Origin of the sequence: Streptomyces sp. NPDC020884 (assembly GCF_044333935.1) — a bacterium.
Taxonomy (GTDB): domain Bacteria; phylum Actinomycetota; class Actinomycetes; order Streptomycetales; family Streptomycetaceae; genus Streptomyces.
This window is the reverse complement of sequence record NZ_JBIRRY010000001.1, coordinates 1,345,479-1,368,522: the sequence shown is the minus strand read 5'-3', so window position 1 is coordinate 1,368,522 and position 23,044 is coordinate 1,345,479. Positions and strand designations below refer to the sequence as shown.

Here is a 23,044-nt window from a genome sequence, read left to right as displayed (position 1 = left end):
GGGGTCACTCCAGGGCGACGCGGGCGGCGACGGGCAGGTGGTCGCTGCCGGTGGCGGGCAGGGTGCGGATATGGCCGACCGTGGCGGACCGGGCCATCACCTGGTCGATCCGGGCCAGCGGGAAGGCGGCGGGGAAGCTGAAGGCGAAGCCGCGCTCGGCCACGTTCAGGCGTGAGGTGAGAGGCGCCAGCCCCCGGTCCTCCACGGCCCCGTTGAGATCCCCGAGCAGAATCACCGTATCGACCGGCTCGGCGGCGATGGCCCGCCCCAGCAGCTCGGCGCTCTCGTCGCGCAGGGCGGAGGCGAGGCCGCCCGCCCCGACGCGGACGGAGGGCAGATGGGCGACGTACGCGGCGACGTCCCCGTGCGGCGAGTGCACCACGGCGCGCACGCCACGGCTCCAGCCCGCCGGGATGCTCGGGGGCTTGATGTCCACCAACCGCTCACCGCTGAGCGGGTACTTGGACCAGAGGCCGACGGTGCCCCGGACGACGTGATGCGGATAGTCCGGCGCGAGAGCCTTCTCGTACGCCGGCAGGTGCGGGACCACCAACTCCTCCAGTGCGATCAGGTCGGGCCCGGCCTCGACCAGCGCACGGGCGGCCACCGCCGGATCGGTGTTCTCGTCGCTCACGTTGTGCTGCACGACGACGAGCTCCCGCTCACCGGCGTCCGAGGCGGGCAGGAGCAGCCCTCCGAAGAGATACACCCAGACCCCGGCCGGCAGAAGCAGGGCCACCAGGGCGACGGTGGACCGCCGCCACAGGGCGATGCCCAGCAACACGACCACGGCGACCGCGACCCAGGGCAGGAAGGACTCCAGCAGACTCCCCATCCGTCCGGGCGAGTTGGGCACCGCGCGATGGAACGCCGGCACCCCGGCCACGACGACGGCGAACCCGGCAACCACATACCCGCGCCGGCCCGCCCCCGAGGACCCGCGCCGACCGACGCCCCAGAGCCCGCGCCGGCCCGCCCCCGCGCCGGGGGCCGTGCGACGCGCCGCCGCCACGCCGGGGTCTGCCTGCTCCACCATGTCTCCCACGTCTTTCCGTCCGCTCGGTCTCGCTCCCCAGGACGCGTGACCAGGGGAGTCGGGTTCCGGTCCCCGCCTCACCGGCGCCCGATACCGGCGCCCCGGTCAACGGCCGGACCGCAAAGAATCAGTCCACTCGCCCATAGTTGGCCGGAAAGAGTTCTCGCGAGAATCGGATTTCTTGATTCCGTACTTACTCCTGTCACTGTGTGTCCACCGGGAATAATCGCAAAGGCTGACGAAGCGGGCCTGCGGTTAAACCGTCAATGATTTGAAGGCGAAACGTGCCGTGCATCACACTTGCGCGGATCGAAATGCGAGACCTACAGTTCCGGGGTGTTACAGAAGCGAAGGGGAGGTGATTCAGATGCAGTACTCCGCTCAGTGGAAGGCGGCCCGCGAGGCCCGCAAGAACCGCCCGGTCCTGGCCCTTGGCAACAAGTGGTAGTACCGGAACTCGCATCGGGCACACAGGCGCTGCCTGTGTGCCCGATTCCATTTTGGGGGATGAATTGACTGAATGGATTTCCACCCTGGCGGAGTTGTCGAAGGCCGGTGCCGCAGGGGACAGTGTCCGTATCGCATCCGGGCTCACCGAACTGACCTCCGCCGTACGTAAGGCACCCGAGCAGGACATCAGCAATATTGCCGCTGCGGCTGCTATGCATGAAATGCCATGGGTTCGACAGTCCTTGATGAACTCTCTCGTTCTGCGCGCTCCGAACCATGCGGACGTTCGCGACGCGGTGACCTGGCTGACGCATGATTATGAAGACTTCGTCGCCTTTGACGCACTGCATCTCGCCGGGCGCCTCCGGCTCACCGAGGCGCTGCCCGAGCTCTTCCTCATCGTCGGCCGGGCGAGTCGCCGCCTCAGCCATGAGGCGGGAAAGCCCGTCGGGATCGGCCACGCCGTGGCGCTGCGCGCCATTTCCGCCATAGCCGGCACCGCGGACCCCGATTCCCTGGCCAAGCTGGAAGACGAGATCTTCCCCGACGGCTACGACCTGAACGCGTATCCGGCGGCGGCGCCCCAGGACGCGGAGCGCGCCGGCACTCACGTCCACGACGGCATGGTGCGCGTGCCCGCCGGTTTCGTCCTGGGCGGACCGCCCCGGGCCTTCGACCGGGACTCGCTGGTGTTCGACTGGGACGATCCCCAGGAGGAGCGCGCCTGCGGGGACTTCATGATCGATGTGTTGCCCGTCAGCAACGCCGAGTACGACGCCTTCGCGATCAGCGCCGCGGCCACCGGTCACACGTACTGCCACCCCGCCGAGCAGCCCGACAAGATCCACCTGAGGAACACGCTGCTGGACAGGTCCAGCGGTCCCGGCCATCCGGCGACCGGCGTCGACTGGTTCGACGCCTACGCCTACGCGAGGGCCCACGGCAAACGGCTGCCGAACGAGACCGAATGGCAAGCGGCGGCCCAGGGCCCCGACGGCCGCGCGTATCCCTGGGGCGACACCTTCGACCCCACCCGCACGCATGCCTCGTCGTTCCGGGCCGAGCCCGGCTGGGCGGGCGTCGAGGCCTGGCGGGAGCATCTCCTGGAGGTCCTGGACTCCTCGCCCGCGCTCACCACCGTCCCCCGGGGGATCGCGGGCAGCGAGAGCCCGTACGGCGTCCGCGACATGTCGGGCAACGTGTGGGAGTGGACCGCCACCTCGTCGGACGGCCCGCCGTTCAGCCCGCTCGACGCCGGCCGGGACGCCCTCGACGTGATCTACGACCAGCGCTCCTACGCCGTCATCAAGGGAGGTACGTGGACCTCCCTCCCGGAGCAGGTGTCCGTCGCCTTCCGCGGGCGTGATCTGGCCCTCGACCGGCACTTCGAGATCGGGTTCAGATGCGTCTGCGACTGCGACCGCTCGTGATTCTCTGAGACAGCAAGCAACTACGGAGTCATCATGCCTGGGCGTTACCACTTCTCCGGTGAAGTGACAGCAAAAGAAAAAGCCTTCTACGAAGAGAACGGCTTCGTCGTCTACGAGGGGTTCCTCAGCCCTGATGAGGTCGCCCGGATCACTGCGGAGGCCGACGCCTATCAAGAGATGATTCGCGACGGGAAAATTCCTGCCGAGCGGATCGACAAGGCGATTCCGGTGGCGCGAGACGAGAGCGGCCGGATCGCCTACTACCACCGCCTCAACTATTTCACCGAACAGTCGGCGACGGCTGCCGGGCTCGCTGGTTCGAGCGCGATGGACGCTGTCCGCACCGGCCTGGGCAGCGATCGGCACCAGCTGCTGGAGAATTCACTCAACGGCGTCGTATGGCAGTTGAAGACGGGTGAGTCGCGAAGCGGCTACTCGCGTATTCGCTGGCACGGTGACTTCCCGCCCGGCCATGAACTCTCGCCGGCGTTCACCGCAGGCGTCTACCTCAATGACTCCAACCGGTTCAACGGCTGTCTCGCCGTCATTCCCGGATCGCATCGAAACCCGGTCGGCCCGGTGGCTCCCGAGCCCTTCTACATCGAGGTGGGGGCGGGCGATCTCGTCTGCCACCACGAGTGGATCTACCACGGATCCGAGGCGATGCCGCGCCGGGACGACCGGCGGGCGACGCTGTACTTCTACTACTGCGCCGGCCGCGGCGCGGTGGCCGACAACGCCGGTTCCTCTCGCTACGAGCACATATCCGCCGCAGACTCGCTCTTCGTCAGCGCCGCATCCGAGGAGACTTCGTGAACCCGTCTGCCCCGTCTGCCCCGCTTGCCGAAACCGCAGCAGAGGCCGCAACCGAAGCCAAGGCCGCAACGGAAGCCGAGGCCGCAACCGAGGCCGAGGCATGGGCCCTCCTACAGCCCATGACCCCGACGTCGCCCCCGGTGGACGAACTCCTCGCGGCCGTGGCCACCCTGGCGCACGCCGTCGCCGAGGGCCGCGCCCCGGCCGACGACCTGTGGGCCATCGGCGCCCTGCACCCCTGTGCCGCCGCACGGCTCGCCGTCCTGCGGGTGGCTGCCGGACATCCCGAGGACGAGGAAGCCGCGGAATTGCTGGCCTGGGCGGTCAACGACGCCGACGACCGCGTCTCGGTCGCAGCGCTCGGCGCGATCCGCGAACACGGCTCCCTCAGCACCATCGACGAGGTCTTCATCGCGGCCGGCCGGTCCGCCGCAGCGTTCGACGGAGTCACCTCCGCGCCCGGAGACGCCCGGCACAACGCCGGGGTGACGGCCCTCTCCTCGCTGATCGGCCGGCACGACGACCCCGGCGCGGAGCGCGACAGGCTCGTCATGAGCAGCGGCGGCCGACGCCCCGACGCGCAGAGCGTCGACTTCGACACCGCGGGAATGATCGAGATTCCGGCAGGACCCACCCCCGGCCCGCGAGCCTTCTACGTGGACGCCCACCCGGTCACCTGGGCGGACTACGCGCGCTTCGTCGAGGCGGTCGCCGAGCACGGCCCCCTGTGGAGCCACCCCGGCCAGGACGCGCAGCACGACCACGACGTCCTGCGCCATGTGCCGCAGGACCGGCGCGAAGCCCTGCTGGACCACCCCGTCACCCATGTCTCCTGGTTCGACGCCTGGGCGTACGCCACCTGGAGGGGGAAGAAGCTTCCCAGCGCGGCTCAGTGGGAGCGCGCGGCGGAGCTCTCCGCCGGGCACGGCCACCCCTGGGGCGAAGAGGCGCCCACACCGGCGCACGCTCGGTTCCGGGAGCCCGGCAGCGGCGACCTCACTCAGGTGTACCTCAGCGCCGACCTCGCGGAGCTGACCAGTAAGGTCGGCGCACACCCGCGGGGAGGCTCCGGAGCCGGAGTCATGGACCTCCTCGGGAACGTCTGGGAGTGGACGCGGACCCGTTACCTCGACGGCAACGAGATCACTCCCTTCGTCGGCGCGGCCTCCTATCCCGACACCACGGGCAACTGGACCCTCACCGCCTGCGTCAAGGGCGGGAGTTGGGCCACTGCGGCGGAGGAGCTGAGCAGTGGGACCCGGGTGGCCAAGCACGTACTGCAGCACGGTCCGGAGACCGGCTTCCGCTGCGTCATCGAACCGAACGGGGAGTGACCTCACCCAGTGAACAAGACATCGCCCAGCCTGGTCATCGGCGCGTTCGACGAACCGGCCACGCTGGATCCGCACAAGGCGTTCGACACGGCGTCCAGGCATCCCCTCGTCAACATCTACGACGGGTTGTACCGGCTGTCCCCGGACCGGGTGATCGAGCCCGCGCTGGCCGAGGCGCTGCCGGTCCTGGAGGAGCGGGGGACGGAGATATGGGCGACGCTGCCCGTGCGCGCCGGTGTCCGCTTCCAGGACGGATCGGCCATGACCCCGCACGACGTCGGCTACTCCCTGCGGCGCATGGCGATCACCGCCAACGGCCCCGCGTCGCTGTGGAGCGATGCCCTGCTGGGCGAGCCGCTGACGGAGCTCGACGCCGAGGTGGCCACCGCCATGGCCGACCGGATCCACGTGACGAGCGACGGACTGCTGCTGAAGCTGCGCGGGAACTTCAACCCGCTGGCCGCGTTCCTCGTCGAGTGGTCCCTCGTGATGAGTCAGGACTGGGCGGTGGCGGCCGGCGGCTGGGACGGCGACACCGCGTCGATCCCCCGGTTCATCAACGCCGGGACCAGCGCGATCGACGCCACGACGAACGGCACCGGCCCGTACGCGTTGGCGGAGTGGGACCGCGACGAGCGCTTCATGCGGTTCACCCGTCACGACGCGCACTGGTCGCACCGTGAGGACACGCCCGTCGAGGTGACGCTCCGCTCGGAGGATGACCGCTTCGTGCGGGAGGACCAGTTGCTGACCGGGAAGAGCGACTTCTCGGTCTGCCAGCCGGAGTCCCGGGAGCGCCTCGGCGATCTCGGCGGCATCGTGCTGGAGAAGCAGCCCGGCGAGTGGAGCATCACGCCGGTGGGCTTCATCAACCAGAACGTGGCGAAGGGCTCTCCCGCCCTCGGCTCCGGCGCGTTCGGCCCGGACGGCATCAGGCCGGACGCGTTCTCCGACCTCCACCTGAGGCGCATGCTCGGCCACGCCTTCGACCACGACCGGTACATCAAGGACGTCCTCGACGGCGAGAGCCTGAGCCACCCGGTGCCCTTCCCGCTCCCGGCCCTCCCCGGTGGCGCGTCGGCACTCGCACCGTACGATCTCGACCTCGCGCGGGCGGAGTTCGAGCAGGCGTGGGGAGGCGAGGCGGCGCGCAAGGGACTCCGGCTGGTGATGCACACCCACGCGGCCAACATCTCGCGCGTCCGGGCGGCGGAGATCATGGCGGAAGGGTTGCGCCAGGTCCATCCCGCGATCGTGGTGGAGATCGAGGCGCTCGACTTCGTCGCGCTGATGAGTTCGCTCTATGACGGACTCAGTCCGCTGACATGGCTCGGATGGTCGGCCGACTACCCGCACCCCTATGCCTTCGCGTCGACGATGCTCGACGAACGCGCCCCGCTGCCGAGCGTTCTCGGCATCTCCGGCCCCGTACTCGCCGATCTCCTGGCCCGCGCCCAGCAGGCGACGGAGGAGCAGGCCGGTGAGCGCTACCGGCGCATCTCCGACCACTGCCGGGAGCAGTCGCTGTTCGTGGCCGTCCCGGGCAAGGTCAGCTACCTGACCTACGCCGACCGCTGGGAAGGCGTACGGCTGAAGAACGAGATGGGCAACATCCTCGACTTCAGCAGCTTCCGGCTCCGCGAGGGATCCGAAGGGGCCCTCTCATGACGGCGATCGGAAGCTACCGCGCTCAGCTGGGGAACAAGCCCTTCCGGCGGTACTTCATCGGCGAATCCGTATCGAGCGTCGGCGACGCGATGACGGACATCACGATCGTCATGCTCGCGATCGACCTGCTCCCGGCCGACGAACGCCCCATGGGCATCGCCGTCGCCGCAGGGGCCTATCTGATCCCGAGCATGGTCAGCGGCGTGCTCATGGCCCGCCGCATCGGAGGTCTGAGCGGGCGCACCATGCTGCTGGTGGACAACGTGTGGCGCGGCGCGCTCCTGGGCCTCGTCGCGCTGCTGGCCGTCATGGACAGCCTGAGCTTCACCTGGTGCGCGGTGCTGTTGGCGATGTCCTCGGTCACGCGCCCCCTCAACGGGACCGGCGCGAGGGCCATCGTGCGGGACCTCGCACCGGAGGGTCAGCTCTTCGCGGCGAACTCCCTCGTCGGGCTGGCCGTCCAGTCGGCCTCCCTGATCGGCCCCGTCACCGCCGGATTCCTCTGCGCGTGGTTCGGCCCGGGGCTGGCCCTCGGCCTGGACGCGCTGAGCTTCCTCTTCTTCGCCGGGTCCCTGCTGCTGATACCCCGGGCCGCGGTGACGAGGCGACCGAAGGCCACGGACCGGACCATGGGCGGTGACGCCGAGCCCGTGCCCGATCCCGAGCCGGCGAAGGCAAAGGCGATGGGCGTCCTGGGATCGCTCCGAGTCCCCGGAATCGGCGCGCTGTTCGGCCTGACGGCCGTCTTCTACCTTCTGTACGGGCCCTTCGTCGTGGGGCTTCCCCTGATGGCGGAGGAGCGGTCGTTCGGTCTGTCGACCGGTTCGGCGCTGGGCATCCTCTGGAGCGCCTTCGGCCTGGGGGCCGTGGTCGGCGGCGTCGTGGCCGGCCGTTTCACCGGCCTCGCCCAGGTCCGGATCGCAGCCCTCAGCGCCGCGGGCTGGGGCGTTGCGATGTTCATCGTCGCGATGCCCGTGCACTACTACGTGGCGCTGCTGGCCATGTTCCTCGGAGGCCTCTCCTACGCGCCCTACGGCCCGATCGTCAGCACGGTCATGCAGCGCGAGCTACCGCCCGCACAACTCAACGAAGTCAGTTCCTATTACGGGTCGATGACCAGCGTCGCCTCGCCCCTGGGCACGTTCGCGGGTGGAGCCGCCGTCGGACTGCTCGGAGCCTCGAACAGCATCCTGACCGTCGGCGTGGTCCTCGCCGCGGTGGGCGTCCTGATCTCGTTCATGGCACGGCAGAAGAAGAGCGAAGTGACGGACTACTCAATGTCTGGGAGTGCTGGATGAATCAGCGAAACGAACCCGATGTCTCCTGGTTCACCGCGCTCGCGGTGCGGGACCGCATCCAACGGCTCGATGCCACAGCGGGCGGCGTGCCGCTCTTCGAGGCCCTGGATCTGCCCGATGACGAGGAATCCGTCATCGACGAGAACTTCCACGACAAGGAAGCCCCGCACTATCAGGCCTACTGCGAGATCCCCCGTACGAAGATCTCGGAAGCGTGGCTCCTCGACTGGATCCAGGAGAGGACGCCGGAAGGCATCGTCCTGGACCTCGGCAGCGGCACGGGCCGCGTGGCCGAACACCTGGCGTCGTCGACCCGTCGCGTGATCGCGGTGGACCGTTCCGCCGGAATGCTGGAGTACGCCCGCGAGAGCTTCCCGCCCGAGCGGGGCGTCGCCCTGCGATCCGACATCCGGAACCTGCCCGTCAAGGACGGGACGATCGACGGAATCGTCTGCTCCGGCGTACTCCACCATCTCCCGGAATGGCGGCGCGCACTGAGGGAAGCGGCGCGTGTCCTGCGCCCCGGCGGGCGGCTGATCGTACGGGAACCCAACGCCCGCTACGCCGGGAACCTCTTCGAGCCGGCCGAGAAGCTGATGAACTGGCTGGCCACCACCGGTCGTACGACGCAGGGAACGCCGGAGGGAGAACCGCAGGAGGGCCTGTCACCCGTCGAGGAGCCTCTTTCCCCCGAGCACTTGGTGGAAGCCGCGAAGGCGGAGGGCTTCGACGTCGCCACGCTGGGGTCGGCCATGTTCCTCGGCTCACTGGGCATCCCGGGCGAGTCTGCCTGGCAGGGGCTGTACTTCCAGCCCGCGAACCTCGTCGATCGCCTGATGCTGCGTTACGCCGGCCACGACCGGGGTGCCTTGCTGCTCTCGGTTCTCGTCAAGCGGTGGTGAACCAGGACAACTGCCGAACGGTGCCGACGAACCCGGGCGCAGCGCGCGCCCCCGGAGCTTCACTCCGGCATCGGCCGACCAGCTTGACGGCGTGATGGAGCGGCTCAAGGAGGAGCTTCCCCAGCACGGCTGGAAAATCGTCGAGTACGGCCCTAATACAAGCAAGAACAAGAGTATCCAGCTCACGGCCGACAACGAAAAGAAGAAGCACAGCGTCAAGATCACCCATTTTGCGAAGGGTGGGACGCCAAGCCTGAACCTGATGGTCGTCTCCGGCTGCTATCAGGTCCCGGAGGGTGAAAAGGTCGACCGGTTCTGAGGATGCCGCATTGATACCGGAGCGGCGTGAGGCAGCCCGTGCTGCCGACCACGCCACTTCCGCTCGGTCGGCTTCTCTCTCAGCGGCTTACGTGGAGTACTCCTTCTCCGATACCGCGGCTCGGATCAGGAACCGCGCGAAGTCGTCCACGTCGAGACCAGTCAAGTGCTCGATCAGGGCCTGACGGACGTCACGCACACGTTGGGGTAGGTGCTGCTCCGTGATCTCGCCGGGCAGGATGACCCGCCGGAACGCATCCTTCTCGATCACACCGCCGACGAGCTTCTCCACGACCCAGACCGGCGTACGTTCCCGGATCGCGAACGTCAGATGGATGCTGCGGGCCTGTGCGTCGAGCGTATGAGGGTGGTGCACCCACCCTCTTGGCAAGAGCAAGGACTGACCCGGCCGGAGATCGACCTCCAGATCGGGTCCCGCGGCCTCCCACCGCGGGATGAAGCCGGGGTCCCAGACGCGGAAGGATTCCTGGTACTCCCGCATCGGGGAGGCAAACATCGGGCGCCAGAGCTGCCACCGCTTGATGCCCGCGATCTGCACGATGACGGCCATCTGCTGGTCCCAGTGGTGGAGCAGGCCCTGGCGGCCGGGTGGGGTCACGAAGGCGTGCAGGTAGTTGCTGAAACCGGTCTCCTGCTGAATGCCGCGGGAGACGTCCGCCAGGAAGGGGACGACCCGCTGGAGGTTGCCGAGCCGGATCGTATGGCCGTCCTCGTAGAGGCTCCGTAGCTTCGCCGGGTCGGTCCGGCCCGCCGTTCGATGGCGGTCAGGGTGGAGTACGGCACCGTCGATCACGACGGCGATCTCGTCGGCGGGCACGCACCCGGTTTCCAGATAGTGGTCGATGCTCTCCGGGTTGATCACACGGTCCAGCTCGCCGGCCTTGCGTTCGTACACGCATGGCTTGTCCGGCCAGGAGGTCAGGAGCGCTGTCACGCCCGGTTCGGGCAGTAAGAGGTTGAGTGACACGGATGGCTTCCTCGCTTCACGTCACCGAAGGGGTACGGAGGTCAGGCGGGCGTGAGGGGGCACGGGAGGTCGGGGTGGTGGTGGTTGAGGCAGCACACCACCGAGAAGGAGATCAGGCTCTGGGACTTGGTGTAGTGCACCCAGCAGACGTCGACCCCTCGGGGAAGGGAGTCCATCGCGTGCACGATCTTGTGTTCGAGGGTGACGTAGGCGCGGCCTCCGTCGTCCCTCTCCGCAGGGGGATTCGCCTCGTACGTGCTCTTCAGCCACGTGACGGCGCCCACCACACGGGTCCATGTGCGGTCCGTAGCGGTCTGGTTCTGCCGCATGAGCCAATGCCCGGTCATGAGGGGCGGCATCGTCGAGGCGACGAAGGCGCGGGTGTGTTCGGAGTTCAGTTCTGCACCCGGACGGCGTAGGGCCTCCTGGCCGTACGCGTCCCTGCTGCCGGTCCACGGACCGTATCCGTGCCAGTGTCCTGACCAGGTCATCTGCGCCCTTCGCTAGGGGAGAAGGGCCGGTCCGGAGACTGCCCGGTCCGGCCCACTGCGTGGTGCTTCGTGCTCAGGAAAGGAGCCAGGTTAGAGCGCCAAGCCCCTCGTCCTGACCCACCAGGTGGCGAAGCCGTCGAGCTCGGCCTCGGTGAAGCGCAGCTCCCTGCCCGCCCCCTCGGGCTTGCTGTCACGGATGACGAAAGAGGCCTCGGCCCCGGGGATCGCGGCGAGACTCACGCAGGTCTCGTTGGAGCCACCGGCGTTGCCGCCGCAGTAGGTGGCGAAGAGGTCGTCCGGCGGGATCGGTAGTGCGTAGAGATTCCCGTTCATGGGAGAGTCCTTCCGGTGCTGATGTCGCGGAGATACGGTCTCCGCACCGTCGTGCTCATGGCCCCGCCCGGCTGCCGACCGTCCATGGAGACAGTCGGGCGGGAGTTTGTGAGGCTGATGGCGTGTGCTGTTCAGGGCTGCGGCGCGCGGAAGGGTGCCCTGGCTACCGGCCTGACCAGACCGCCGCGATGATCGACGAGCCGATGGCGGCAAGGCAGACGACATATCCGATCTGTCGAGCCCGCTCGCTCACCGTCCCGTGCCTCGCCTTCGCCCTGGAACCGGCCGTACAGGAAGGGGCGGTCGGGATGAAATTGCCATTGCTGCATGGTCGATGTCGTTCATCGCAGCGAGCTTCCGAAGAACCCGGGCCAGCGCTCGGACGTGGGAGTGGACCTCGTGTGACAGGGCTTCCGGAGCCGGAGGGTTGTCGAGGAGGAAGGTGACCTCCAGGAGGTAGCCGCGGTCAGTCCCACTCATGCCTCGTGCTCCCACCGACAGAGCGCCGGCGAGGGCTTCCGCCCGGCCGCGCAAGGAAACTGCCGAGTCGTCGAGTTCCGCGCGGGTGGTCGTACCGAGCCGGAAGGCAAGTACGCGCCGCACCTCGTGCTCCGTGTCCGCCTCCTCACCTGCCGCTACCGCCTTGGGGCGGCCTGCGCCTGCTGCGCTGCATGTCTTCGTCACGTCGGTCACTAGGCATCTCCGCTCATGGCCGCTTTTGATCGCGTTCTGTGTAGAGATAACTGCGCGCCGTGCTCATCCCGGTACCGTTGGAGACAGGCGTAACCGTGAAAGCCATGAATTTCCGGGGAGTTGGTGTGCCCGTGGCACCTAGGAGCGACCGCAACTCAGGCCTTGAGAACCTTCTTGAACAGGCCGGATGGTCCCGGACGCAGCTTGCGAACGCCGTGAATCGCACGGCTGGAGAAGCGGGCCTGGCGTTGAAGTACGACCAATCCGCCGTTTCGCACTGGCTGAGCGGGACGCAGCCGCGAGCACAGGTCCGGCCAGTGATCGTCGAAGTGCTCGAACGGAAGCTCGGCCGTCCGGTGACCTATATCGAAGCAGGACTGCGCTCGCCGAAGGGCCTGTCAGCGGACTCCGTAGGCACAGCTGACTCCCTCTTGGATCTCGGAAGGGCTGACATGGACCCCTCGCGGCGCGGAGTTCTCGCAGCAAGCCTGTACTCGGCTGCCCTTGCCGTCCCTCTCTTTGCAGGTGAGGCCTATGCCGAGGAACGGGAGCGCTCGGTCCGGCCGACCGGGCGCATCGGTGCGGCAGAGGTGGCGACTGTCCGCTCGATGACGGACCGAATCGCGGACATTCTCGACGAGCTCGGCGCCGGACACGCTCGCCCGATGGCTGCCGCGTTCCTCGTCAACACCGTGGCACCGTACCTACGTGCCGCCGCTACCGGACCGGTTCGACGCGACATGCTCTCCGCCGCGTCCGACCTGACCTACCTCACCGGCTGGATGGCCATGTACGAGCGCGCTCACGGCCTCGGCCAGCAGTATTACGTGAAGGCGCTGCGCCTTGCCCAGGAAGCATCCGACCACGTGACGTACTGCCGCACCTTGCGCGGCATGAGCCTTCAGGCATCCAATCTGCGGTACGGCCAGAGGGCACTGGAGTTCGCCGACTCGGCAGCTGAGGCGGCACCGGATGCAGGGCCTCGTTTGGTGGCCTTCCTCCGCGGGCAGCAGGCCCACGCCGCCTCGATGGTCGGAGACCGCCGTGCTGCCTTTGAGAGGTTGCGTGAGGCGGAATCCGCGCTCTCCAAAGCCGATTCCAGGCGGGAGTCGATCGGAGGCTACGACCAGTCCGCCTACCAGTTTCACGTGGCCCACGTTCTGTACGAGACACGTGATCTGCCGGGCTCCATCGCAGCATTGAAGACTTCACTCCGAGCGCAGCCCAAGCAGGAGAGGCAAGGGCGACTCCACGCCAACGCGGTCATGGCTCAACGGCAGTTCGAGTTCGGCCATATCGAGGAGGCCTGCACCACGTGGGGCGTCTTCCTCGACGCCTACGTGGGGCTTTCCTCGGCACGCGGTGACGAGCACTTCACAACCATGCGCAAGCGCATCGCGCCGTACGGCAAGATCCGGGCTGCACGCGAGCTCCAGGAGCGGTCGCGGCAGGTGGCGGGGATGAAGGCGTAAGTCTTCGCCGCCAGCCTAAAGAGCGATCGCTCCACGCGGGATAGAGATAGGGCCTCTTGGTTCTTGGGGCTGGCGGTTACCTGGTCGCAGGGTGCCGGCGGCAGGTCTGCAACGTTTGAATCAGGTCATTGTTCGAACAAATTGAGCCGGATGCTCTATCGCGCAGTTCGTGGCTTCGTTCGTATCCCCTCAGGTCGGCAGCATGTCTTCATGCCTGCCTATCGAGCTGTCTTTGGACATGTGAACGATGTCCCTCCCGGTGCCGCCTTCGAGTCGAGAGAAGAGGTCAAAGCGGCCAAACTACACAAAGAGAACGAGGCTGGCATCTCGTGGGGGCGTGACGACGACGGCGAGCGAGCTGCCGACGCGATTGTGCTCAATAAGGGGTACGAAGATGACGTAGATAATTGGCAAGAGGTCATTTATACGGGTGCCGGAGGGAAGACGAGAAACTCTACCAAGCAAACCTCCGATCAGACATGGGATAACAAAGGAAACTCAAGCCTTCGGCGAAGTCGGGTGAAGGGGAACTTCGTCCGAGTTATACGAGGGAGCGCTGGTGAGCGTGCGTACTCTCCAGTGAGTGGGTATCGGTACGACGGTTTGTATAAGGTGGTTGAAGACTGGTCCGAGACGGGTAGGTCGGGATTTAAGATCTGCCGATTCGTGTTGCATCGTTTGGGTGATGAATGGCAAGAGCTTACCTCTTTTGAGCAGCAGATCCGTGAACTCCTTCATGTTAGCGCGCAAGGAGTTGGCGGCGACGAGGAAACGGATGGTGAGCCTGTTCGTAGGCGCTCCACATCTGTGGAGCGCATCGTTCGAAAATCTGCTGTTACTCGGCGTGTAAAGCGCCTGCATGGTTATATCTGTCAGGTTTGTCGAACTCCGCTACGGATAAATTCGAGTGGAATGAATTACGCTGAAGGTGCTCATATTCATGCTCTCGGCGGCCCTCAGGGAGGTCCGGACGTCGACGGCAACGTTCTCTGCCTGTGCCCCAATTGTCATGTGAAGCTTGACCGTGGAGCCCTGTACCTCACCGATGATTTCCAGGTCGTTGATCGATTTGCGACTGAATCTGGATCGAGTGTCGTGCCGCTTCGCATGGTGAGTGGTCATCGAGTGCAGGAACGTTTCATCCGTGCGCATCGTCGATTCTGGAATATTCTCGATGGGTGCGATATTTAAGGATCTACTGTCGATCTAGATAGATCATTTAGCCTGCGGCGATTGATGAGTACGTCAAAACATCAGCAGGGATTTGGTGGAGAACTTTCCACACGATGGCCATGGGGTTGCTGCCCTCATGCTTAACGTACTCTGCGGGTCCCAAGAGCATCCAGGGCTGGGGTCCACTGATGTCCGTCGTTTTGTAGCGGCGAACGAAGAGGAGCACATGGGTGCCCTTCTCCTTGTGTGTCTGGTAGCGGATCCCCGTGGGCGAGATCTCCGAGGTCTGGTTCTGTGACTCCCAGTGAAACAAGGAGTCGTTGAGGGCGTAGTCCTTGTATCGGGTCTCGGGTGAAAAGTCCTTCTCGTCTTTTTCTAGGGTGACGAACAGCGCGTCAGTCTGGATTCCCTGGCACCACTTCACTCCCTCGCGAAAGTGGCCCGGCTTGAAGCCGTCTACTGCAGCCTGGCCTAGCGCAGGGAGAATCTCTTCGCGGCTGTACGAAGCATGCACGGTCAGCGGGATACTGGCGTGCATTCTGGGGAGCGGGACCGGAACATGGTCAGCTTGCTCCAGGACGTGTGTAAGCACCTGGCGAAGCTCGTCGCGGAATGCGTGTTGAGGGCGGAGCGCATCCAGACCCGCCTGGTAGCTCGGGAGTTCACCCCCCAACGGCCAGAGCGAGAAGAAGAGCATGCGGGCGTACCCCTGCTCCTGCTCGTTGATTTCGTCGTAGGCAGGAGCATCATCAGCTAGAAGCTTGCAGTACGCGGTAACGCGCAGTGGGTCATCTACGTGAAGGAACGCCGACACTCGTTTCAGGAGGGCTGCCTCACCTTCGGGGCCCGTTGGGCTGAGGAGCTTGGATCGACGCAGCAGGCCCGTCCAAGAATTTCCGTTGCCGCGGTACAACTCCTTCAGCTCTCGGCCGCTCTCCCGAAGGAAATCTGCAAGTCGAGGCTCTGTGTAGGAAGCGACCTCCCGGGCCAACTGCGTTACGTTGACAGCGATCTGTGCGCGGATGTTGTTGATGATCAGCTCCTTGGCCTTCGGCTCAAGGATGATCTGGCAGCCGGATGGAAGCTGCGGGAAATCCTGCTCGACATTGCTGAGTAGGCGGTTTCGGGTCAGGTTAGTTAGAGCGCGGAACTGTTCCTCGAAGCGGAACTCCTTGCGATGCTGACCGATGAAGTCCAGGACGGTAAGGGCCGCCTTGTCTTCGGTGCGCCGTAGTCCACGACCCAACTGCTGCAAAAAGACGGTGGCGCTGGACGTGGGACGGAGGAGGAGCAAGGTGTCGACGTCAGGAATGTCGAGCCCCTCGTTGAAGAGATCCACAGAGAAGATGATTTGTAGATTGCCAGTGCGCAGATTATCGAGTGCTGCTTTACGTTCATGACGTGGTGTATCGCCAGAAAGTGCGACGGCGTGGAGGCCTGCCTTTCGGAAGAAGTCAGCCATGAAATGGGCGTGTGCGACGGACACGCAGAAGCCCAGGGCCTTCATGGAGCCTGGATCTGCGATCTTGGCTTTTACTCCCTGCACGACGAGTCGCGCGCGGGCATCGTTGCCGGTGAAGAGATTACTCAGGGCTGCCGGATCGTAGGCGCCACGCTTCCATGCGATGGCGCTCATGTCCGTGTTGTCGGTGATCCCGAAGTAGTGAAATGGACTGAGGAGCTCGTTCTCCAGGGCTTCCCAGAGTCGCATTTCGGCGGCGATTCGGCCGTCGAAGAATTCGTCTTGAATGTTCAGGCCATCCATGCGCTCCGGAGTGGCTGTGAGGCCGAGGAGTTCGTGTGGCGTGAAGTGATCCAAGATTTTGCGATATGTGGGCGATGTGCCGTGGTGGAACTCATCGATCACGATCACGTCGAAGTGATCAGGAGCGAATCGTTCCAGCGTTTGTGAAGTGAGTGACTGGACACTCGCGAAGACATGGTTCCAGCGGTCGGGGTTCTCGTTAGCGAAGAAGAGTTCACCGAAGTTCGCATCGATGAGGACGTTCTGATAGACGCGCAGAGACTGTTCAAGGATTTCTTTGCGGTGAGCCACGAAGAGCAATCGAGGATCATGGCCGAGCGTCTGACGCAGGTGTTTGTAGTCCAGGGCCGCCATGACAGTTTTCCCGGTCCCAGTGGCTGCGACGAGGAGGTTCTGATGCCGGTCGTGCACCGTGCGCTCTACTTGGAGCCGTTCCAGCATGTCCCGCTGGTGGGGATACGGGCGAACCTCCAGGCCAGAGAGCGTGATGCTCCGGCCCCCAGGACGAGTGCTGCTGCCTGCATACGACAATGCGTCATCGAGCCGCTGTGCGTCCTGGTCAGGGTCGTACAGCTCGAAGGCAGGATCGCTCCAGTAGGCATCAAACGTCGCCTCGAACTTGCGGATCACCGAAGGGGTTGCCACGGAGGACAGCCGGACGTTCCATTCGAGCCCGTCGAGGAGAGCCGCCTTGGAGAGGTTTGAGCTGCCGACGTAGGCGGTGTCGAAACCGCTAGAACGGCGGAAGAGCCACGCCTTGGCGTGCAAACGGGTGGAGCGTAGCTCGTAGTTGACCTTCACCTCGGCACCGAAGTCCCGCACCAAGCGGTCTAGAGCGCGGCGTTCGGTTGCGCCGATGTAGGTCGTCGTGAGCACACGGATGGGGATACCGCGCTCGCGTGCAGATGACAGGGACTTTTCGAGAACGCGGAGACCATGCCATTTCACGAACGCGCAGAGAAGGTCGACGCGGTCGGCGGTCGCTAGCTCGGCGCGCAACTCAAAGCCGAGGCTGGGGTCCTCGGGGGAGTTTGTGATCAGCGCCGTTTCGGACAGCGGCGTCGCCGGGCGTATCGCGTAGACACCCGGTGCCTCCTGCTCTGCGACAGCGAGCAGTTGTCGCGGTCCTTCAGCGACGAGATCGACCCATCCCTTGGCACCCTCGATGGTATTGAGCGATTCCAGGATGTGATTGGCGGCGACTACCTGCTCGGCTGGCGAGAGGCCTTGGAGTAGCTGCCGCACGATGGCGCCGATGTGGCGAGCGAGCACGTGTGGGGCCGACTCCTGGCCAACTGGGGCGTCGATGGGGCGCCACCCTGTGGTGGCGAGTTGCTTCATGCGCTCGGCAAGCCGACGGGTGATGAGTGATTCGTACAACCCAGCAACTGGTGTGTCGTCCGAAAGGTTGTTGGGCATGCCCGAGTTCCCCTTGTCTCGCTGCCTACGACATGAGCAGTTGTATCAAGGGCAGCTGACAGCAGGACTGAAGGCCGTCGAAACCCGGTAGAGGCCGCCACCCGCAATGCTGCGGGTGGCGGCCTCTATGAGGGAGAAGACAGGATTCACCCGCGCCCGTGGCACACCCCATAGGCCTCCCCGCTGCCGCACCAGCAGGCGGCCGTGCGGGACGGGGGCCAGGGGAGGGCGCGGCCTCGGGCGGCGAGGGTGGTGGCGTACTGGGGGAGGAGGCCCGGGTCGGCCGGGGACGCGGCTTCGGAGGCGGCGAACGCCTCGTACGAGGGGACCGTTCCCGTCACGATGCCCAGGTTCGGGGTGCCCGTCGCGTGGAGGTCGCGCAGGGCGGTCTCCAGGCGGTCCAGGTGTGTGGCGCGGTCCACGTACTCCTCGGCCAGCGCCGGGTACGTGGTGAGCAGTTCGCGCAGTTCGTTCTCGGGCCAGTGCAGGACGGCGACCGGGAACGGGCGGGAGAGAGCCGTGCGGTAGGTGCCCAGTTCCGCGCGGAGGCGGGTGATCTCGGCCTTCAGCTCGACCGGGTCCGAGGAGCCCAGGGACCACAGGCGCTTGGGGTCGTGGAGTTCGTCCAGGGGGACCGCGGCCGTGTGCAGTTCGCCGGCCAGCTCGTCCCAGGTGTCGTGGTCCAGGCCCATCAGCCGGCGGACCCGGTGCCGGCCGGTCAGCAGGGACTGGACGGCGTACGGGACCTCCTCGCCGGGGGGCAGCAGCAGGGTCAGCGCGGTCGAGAAGAAGTCGTGCGCCGACTCCAGCTCGTCGTGCGCCTCCAGGGTCTCCGCGGCCACCTGCCACGGCGCGGCGACCGGCGGGCCCGCGGTGCGGATGCCGTCGATGATCGCTCGGGCCTCGGCCTCGTGACCGTACTCCCAGAGGTTGGCCGCTTTGAGGGCCTTGATCAGGTGCGGGTTGTCGACGGTGGGCTCGGGGGCGGCGAGCAGGTCGTCGTAGAGCGTGCTCGCACGGGCGCGGTCACCCGCGAGTTCCAGGTGGGCCGCGGCCTGGAGGATCAGCGGTTCGTGGTCCTCGGGGTACTGCGCCGCGGTGCGGAGCAGACGCTCGGCTTCGGTGGTGTGGTCGGCAGGCGTGTCGGGGCGCATGGACCACACGGTACTGCCGGACGGTGACGGTGGGGAGAAGAGGGCGGGGGACGAGAAGCGGGAGAAGTCTGGAGAGTTGTGAGGTTTGCCCCTACCGTGCGCGCCGAGCGGGGAGGAGTGGCGGCCACCCGGGAGGAATGGCGGTCACGCGAGAGGTGCGGGAGCAGTTACGGGCGCGCGGGAGGTGCCGGAGGTGTCGGAGATGTCGGAGCGAGGAGCTGGGGGAGGGCGGCGGGGAGTTCTGGCGGCCGTCGTGCGAAGGTGCGGGGCCGGTGGTGGGCCGCGCCTCCTCGCCCGGGGGCTGTGGGTGTCCGCCGAGCTCGTCGTGACCCTCGGCGTCGTGCTGCTGCTCCTGGTCGCCCACCAGTTGTGGTGGACCAACCAGGAGGCGCGCGCCGATGCCGGGCGTACGGTCCAGAGCCTTCAGCGGGAGTGGGGCGAGTCGGCCCCGGGCGACGGTGAGGACGGCGGCGAAGGCGAAGGCGAAGGTGATGGTGCGGGGGAGGGGAGTGGGGCCTCCGCCTCCGGGGCGCCCGCCGTGAGGGAAGGGCAGGGGGTGCGGGGCGGTTCTGCCCGGACCAGCGCCGAACCCCGCTGGGACCAGGCCTACGCCGTCCTGCGCATCCCCCGGATCGGGCTCACCGCCCCCGTCGCCGAGGGCACCAGCAAGGGCGGGGTGCTCGACCGGGGGTACGTCGGGCACTACGCGCGCACCGCGCAGGCCGGGCAGGCCGGGAACTTCGCGCTCGCCGGGCACCGCAACACCCACGGTGAGCCCTTCCGGCGCATCGACCGGCTGCGGAGCGGCGACCGGATCACCGTCGAGACCCGGGACGCCGTCTACACGTACACCGTCGGCAAACGCCTGGCGCAGACCGCGCCGTCCGACAGCGGGGTCATCGCGCCCGTGCCGCGCAGCAACATCACCCCCTCCGTGGGTTACCGCGAGCCCGGCTACTACCTGACCCTGACCACCTGCACCCCCGAGTTCAGCTCCCGCCACCGGCTCGTCGTCTGGGGGAAGCTCACCGCGATGCGCCCGCGGTGAGCTTCGACCTGGGCGTAGGGTCCCCGGGTGCTCGGAGTGATCAGGCGACGCCCTCAACTGCTGTGGCTGCTCGCCCCTTATGTCCTGTATCTCGTTGCGCTGCCGTTCGTGAACCGCGTGACCCCGCTGGTGTTCGGCGTGCCGTTCCTCTTCGTGTGGCTCCTCGGGGCGACCCTCCTCACCCCGGTCGCCGTGTGGCTCACCCGGAGAGGGGACCGCCGGGACCCGCGCCGGGGTGGTCGCGCGTGAACGCCGCCGTCGCCACCTCCGTCTTCGCCGTCTTCATGGTCGCCACCGTCGCCCTCGGCCTACTCGCCCTGCGCGGGCGCGGCGGAGGCGGCGGGCTCGACGAGTGGTCCGTGGGCGGGCGGAGTCTGGGGCCCGTCTTCATCTGGGTGCTGATGGCGGGCGAGGGGTACACCAGCTTCAGCTATCTGGGGGCCGCCGGCTGGGGCTACAACTACGGGGCGCCCGTCCTGTACGTCGTCGCGTACATGTCCTGCGGCTACGCGATCGGGTACGTCGTCGGACCGACGCTCTGGGGGTACGCCCGCCGGCACGGCCTGGTCGGGATCACCGACATGGTCGCCCACCGCTTCGGCCGGCCCTGGCTCGGCGCCGTGGTCGCCGTGCTGGCCACCGTGTTCCTGCTGCCGTACATCCAGCTCCAGATCACCGGTATGGGGGTGGTCCTCTCCGTCATCTCCTACGGGGCCGTCAGCCTGAACTGGGCCTACTTCGTCGCCTTCGCCGTCACCACCGGCTTCGTCGTGGTCAGCGGGCTGCGCGGCAGCGCCTGGGTGTCCGTGCTGAAGGACGTCCTGGTCATCGCCACCCTGGGGTTCCTCGCGCTGTACGTCCCGCTGCACTACTTCGACGGGTACGGGCCCTTCCTCGACCGGCTCGTCACCGAGAAGAGCGACTGGCTGACCTTCCCGGGACACGGCGGAGGCGGGGACGGGGGCAGCGGGCTCGGGGAGCTGTGGTTCATCAGCACCACGTTCCTGAACTCGCTGACCGTCGTCATCTTCCCGACCACTGTCGCCGGGTACCTCGGGGCCCGGAACGCCGACGCGCTGCGCCGCAACGCCATGTACCTGCCCGCGTACAACGTCCTGCTCTTCGTCCCGATGCTCCTGGGCCTCGCCGCGCTGTTCGTGGTGCCGGGGCTGGCCGGCGCGGAGTCGAACCTCGCGCTGTTCAAGCTGGTCGTCGACTCGCTGCCCGCCTGGGCGGTCGGCGTCATCGGGGTCGCCGCCGCCCTCTCCTCCATCGTGCCCATGGCCGTCTTCATGCTGGTCATCGGAACGATGTGGGGGCGCAGCGTGCTGTCGCTCCTGCCGCGCTTCGCCGAGCGGCAGAAGTCCGCCGCCCAGGTCGTCGTGGTCGTCGCGGGCTCCATCGCCCTGCTCCTCACGTACATCGCCCCCAACACCCTCGTACGCCTCTCCCTCATCTCGTACGAGGGGATGGCGCAGCTCCTGCCGATGGTGCTGCTCGCCCTGGTCTGGCGGCGGCTCACCTTCCGGGGCGCGTTCAGCGGGCTGATCGTCGGCGTCGCGGTGGTCTGCGCCCTCGTCTTCAGCGGGAACGATCCGCTGCGGGGCGTGAACGCCGGGCTCGTCGCCCTCGCCGCCAATCTGGCCGTCGCGCTCGCCGTCACCTTCGCCGGGCCCCGGGACGCGGACCCGCGGCCCGACTCCGAGGTGCTGGCCGACGACCGGGACGAGTACGCCGACGCCTCGGTGTGAAACGGATCATCGTGTATAACGAATGGAGTGCCGTACGCATCCACGTACGGCAGGAACGAGCCTGACGAGACGAGCCCTACGAGGGGTGGGAGGTGCGCACCGTGCGGGATGCCGACGCCCTGCGCCGCGCCTTCGCCCGGCTGCTCCGGCCCGCCGGACTCCTCGTCCTCTTCCTCACCGAGGTCCTCCTCGCCGAGGGCGGCAGCCTCTCCGCCGCCGTCGCGCTCGCCGCCACCGCGGCGGCCGGTTCCGCGCTCCTCGCCTGCTCCGTCATCAGCGCCCGCTGCGCGCCCCCGGTGCCCCGCACCCGGGTCCGTACGGCCATCAGGGACCGGGAGCAGCGCACCGCGTTCCTTCCGCAACGCGACCCCGACGCCCGGGGCCGCACCAGGCCCCGAGCACCCGGGCGCGCCCTCCTGACGGCCGCCGCGTAGCGAACCCGCAGTTCCCGCCCGTACCGCTTCTCGTACGTGCCCGTGTGCGCATGTGCCTGTGTGCGTACGTGCGGTGCGACCCGCGCCGGTCGTCATGCCGAGTGATCATCCCGTACCTCCTCGCAGGTACCTCCCGGCACGACGAGACCCCCGGAGGGCTCACCCATGTCCGCCTTCATGTCCGCTTTCGCGAACCTGGTCGGCTCCCTCGCCGACCTGCTCGAACCGTTCTTCCGGACCGCGTCCACCGCGGCCGCGATCATCCTGTTCACCGCGCTCGTCCGGCTCGCCGTCCACCCCCTCTCGCGGGCCGCCGCACGCGGGCAGAAGGCCCGCAGCCGGCTCCAGCCGCAGATCGCCGCACTGCGCAAGAAGCACGGCAAGAACCCCGAGCGGATGCAGAAGGCGATCATGGAGCTGCACGCCGCCGAGAAGGTGTCGCCGCTCTCCGGCTGCCTGCCGAGCCTGCTCCAGATGCCCGCCTTCTTCCTGCTCTACCACCTGTTCTCCAGCGGCTCGATCGGCGGCGAGCCCAACGCGCTGCTCAGCCACGACCTGCTCGGCGCACCGCTCGGCGGGCGCTGGCACGACGCTCTCGCCCACGGCGGGATGTTCGGCGGACAGGGGTGGGTCTACCTGGGGCTCTTCGTGATCGTCGCCGCCGTCGCCACGTTCAACTACGGCCGCACCAAGCGGCAGATGGCCGCCAACCCGATGACGCCCGCCGCCGGCCCGGACGGGCAGGCCGTGCCCGGGATGGGCGCGATGACGAAGCTCATGCCGCTGCTGTCCTTCTTCACCCTGATCACCGTGGCCGTCGTCCCGCTGGCCGCCGCCCTGTACGTCGTCACCACGACGACCTGGACCGCGATCGAGCGGGCCTGGCTGTACCGCGACATGCCGGTCGCCGGGGGCGCCATGGCCACGGCGGCGTAATGGCGGCACCCACTGTGCCGGTCCAGTGTGTGAACCAGGTCTTGCGGACTGTCCGTATCTCTTGGACGATCAGCCAAGTCCTCCGTCGGCCGCAACCCGCCGGAGGGCTCTCCACCTCGACCAAGAGGAGTTGGA

20 protein-coding genes are annotated in these 23,044 nt (G+C 67.2%); 14 read left to right on the top strand and 6 right to left on the bottom strand.

The window, feature by feature from the left end; genetic code table 11:
* Positions 1-4: 4 nt before the first annotated feature.
* Positions 5-1,036, bottom strand: a complete 1,032-nt coding sequence (locus ACH4UK_RS06155) for an endonuclease/exonuclease/phosphatase family protein (protein WP_398354778.1) — start codon at positions 1,034-1,036, stop codon at positions 5-7.
* A 695-nt stretch (positions 1,037-1,731) separates the two neighbouring features.
* On the opposite strand from ACH4UK_RS06155, the gene ACH4UK_RS06150 reads away from it, so the two are divergent.
* The 7 genes from ACH4UK_RS06150 to ACH4UK_RS06120 all read left to right on the top strand — a co-directional run bounded on the left by ACH4UK_RS06150 (position 1,732) and on the right by ACH4UK_RS06120 (position 9,253).
* The gene (locus ACH4UK_RS06150; RefSeq protein ID WP_398354777.1) at positions 1,732-2,916 is read left to right on the top strand and encodes an SUMF1/EgtB/PvdO family nonheme iron enzyme; all 1,185 of its coding nucleotides are present in this window, start codon (positions 1,732-1,734) and stop codon (positions 2,914-2,916) included.
* A 33-nt stretch (positions 2,917-2,949) separates the two neighbouring features.
* Positions 2,950-3,732 carry a phytanoyl-CoA dioxygenase family protein gene (locus ACH4UK_RS06145; protein ID WP_398354776.1) on the top strand — a complete coding sequence of 261 codons (783 nt, stop codon included), beginning with the start codon at positions 2,950-2,952 and terminating at the stop codon, positions 3,730-3,732.
* 119 nt (positions 3,733-3,851) lie between these two features.
* Positions 3,852-5,066, top strand: a complete 1,215-nt coding sequence (locus tag ACH4UK_RS06140; protein WP_398354775.1) for a formylglycine-generating enzyme family protein — start codon at positions 3,852-3,854, stop codon at positions 5,064-5,066.
* Positions 5,067-5,075: 9 nt separating this feature from the next.
* Positions 5,076-6,734, top strand: coding sequence for an ABC transporter substrate-binding protein (locus ACH4UK_RS06135; RefSeq protein ID WP_398354774.1), 1,659 nt, complete (start codon positions 5,076-5,078; stop codon positions 6,732-6,734).
* Positions 6,731-8,032: an MFS transporter gene (locus ACH4UK_RS06130; RefSeq protein ID WP_398354773.1), complete on the top strand. Its 1,302-nt coding sequence runs from the start codon at positions 6,731-6,733 to the stop codon at positions 8,030-8,032. The genes ACH4UK_RS06135 and ACH4UK_RS06130 overlap by 4 nt, the downstream gene beginning before the upstream one ends.
* Positions 8,029-8,934, top strand: coding sequence for a class I SAM-dependent methyltransferase (locus ACH4UK_RS06125; protein WP_398354772.1), 906 nt, complete (start codon positions 8,029-8,031; stop codon positions 8,932-8,934). The genes ACH4UK_RS06130 and ACH4UK_RS06125 overlap by 4 nt, the downstream gene beginning before the upstream one ends.
* Positions 8,935-9,025: 91 nt before the next feature.
* Positions 9,026-9,253 (top strand): hypothetical protein, encoded by a 228-nt coding sequence (locus ACH4UK_RS06120; RefSeq protein ID WP_398354771.1) that lies wholly within the window; start codon positions 9,026-9,028, stop codon positions 9,251-9,253.
* A gap of 87 nt (positions 9,254-9,340) precedes the next feature.
* Here ACH4UK_RS06120 and ACH4UK_RS06115 read toward each other — a convergent pair whose 3' ends face one another.
* The 3 genes from ACH4UK_RS06115 to ACH4UK_RS06105 form a co-directional block, all read right to left on the bottom strand.
* Entirely contained in the window at positions 9,341-10,240 is a 900-nt protein-coding gene (locus ACH4UK_RS06115) for a JmjC domain-containing protein (protein WP_398354770.1), read from the bottom strand.
* A 41-nt stretch (positions 10,241-10,281) separates the two neighbouring features.
* Complete coding sequence (locus ACH4UK_RS06110; protein ID WP_398354769.1) at positions 10,282-10,731, bottom strand: hypothetical protein; 450 nt, start codon at positions 10,729-10,731, stop codon at positions 10,282-10,284.
* Between the two features lie 90 nt (positions 10,732-10,821).
* Entirely contained in the window at positions 10,822-11,064 is a 243-nt protein-coding gene (locus tag ACH4UK_RS06105) for a DUF397 domain-containing protein (protein ID WP_398354768.1), read from the bottom strand.
* A 797-nt stretch (positions 11,065-11,861) separates the two neighbouring features.
* Here ACH4UK_RS06105 and ACH4UK_RS06100 point away from each other — a divergent pair.
* Both ACH4UK_RS06100 and ACH4UK_RS06095 read left to right on the top strand, forming a co-directional pair.
* Positions 11,862-13,229 (top strand): hypothetical protein, encoded by a 1,368-nt coding sequence (locus ACH4UK_RS06100; RefSeq protein ID WP_398354941.1) that lies wholly within the window; start codon positions 11,862-11,864, stop codon positions 13,227-13,229.
* Between the two features lie 150 nt (positions 13,230-13,379).
* Complete coding sequence (locus ACH4UK_RS06095) at positions 13,380-14,420, top strand: YDG/SRA domain-containing protein (protein ID WP_398354767.1); 1,041 nt, start codon at positions 13,380-13,382, stop codon at positions 14,418-14,420.
* Positions 14,421-14,448: 28 nt separating this feature from the next.
* Here ACH4UK_RS06095 and ACH4UK_RS06090 read toward each other — a convergent pair whose 3' ends face one another.
* Both ACH4UK_RS06090 and ACH4UK_RS06085 read right to left on the bottom strand, forming a co-directional pair.
* The gene (locus ACH4UK_RS06090) at positions 14,449-17,586 is read right to left on the bottom strand and encodes a DUF3427 domain-containing protein (protein WP_398354766.1); all 3,138 of its coding nucleotides are present in this window, start codon (positions 17,584-17,586) and stop codon (positions 14,449-14,451) included.
* Positions 17,587-17,732: 146 nt separating this feature from the next.
* A complete protein-coding gene (locus ACH4UK_RS06085) occupies positions 17,733-18,740 on the bottom strand; it encodes an SEC-C domain-containing protein (RefSeq protein ID WP_398354765.1) in 1,008 nt (335 codons plus the stop codon).
* Between the two features lie 307 nt (positions 18,741-19,047).
* On the opposite strand from ACH4UK_RS06085, the gene ACH4UK_RS06080 reads away from it, so the two are divergent.
* The 5 genes from ACH4UK_RS06080 to ACH4UK_RS06060 all read left to right on the top strand — a co-directional run bounded on the left by ACH4UK_RS06080 (position 19,048) and on the right by ACH4UK_RS06060 (position 22,909).
* Positions 19,048-19,788 carry a class E sortase gene (locus ACH4UK_RS06080; RefSeq protein WP_398354764.1) on the top strand — a complete coding sequence of 247 codons (741 nt, stop codon included), beginning with the start codon at positions 19,048-19,050 and terminating at the stop codon, positions 19,786-19,788.
* A 27-nt stretch (positions 19,789-19,815) separates the two neighbouring features.
* Positions 19,816-20,037, top strand: a complete 222-nt coding sequence (locus ACH4UK_RS06075) for a DUF3311 domain-containing protein (protein ID WP_398354763.1) — start codon at positions 19,816-19,818, stop codon at positions 20,035-20,037.
* On the top strand, positions 20,034-21,539 hold the full coding sequence (locus tag ACH4UK_RS06070; protein WP_398354762.1) for a sodium:solute symporter: 1,506 nt from the start codon (positions 20,034-20,036) through the stop codon (positions 21,537-21,539). The genes ACH4UK_RS06075 and ACH4UK_RS06070 overlap by 4 nt, the downstream gene beginning before the upstream one ends.
* 101 nt (positions 21,540-21,640) lie before the next feature.
* Positions 21,641-21,973 carry a DUF6412 domain-containing protein gene (locus ACH4UK_RS06065; RefSeq protein WP_398354761.1) on the top strand — a complete coding sequence of 111 codons (333 nt, stop codon included), beginning with the start codon at positions 21,641-21,643 and terminating at the stop codon, positions 21,971-21,973.
* Between the two features lie 165 nt (positions 21,974-22,138).
* Complete coding sequence (locus ACH4UK_RS06060) at positions 22,139-22,909, top strand: YidC/Oxa1 family membrane protein insertase (RefSeq protein ID WP_398354760.1); 771 nt, start codon at positions 22,139-22,141, stop codon at positions 22,907-22,909.
* Positions 22,910-23,044: the final 135 nt, after the last annotated feature.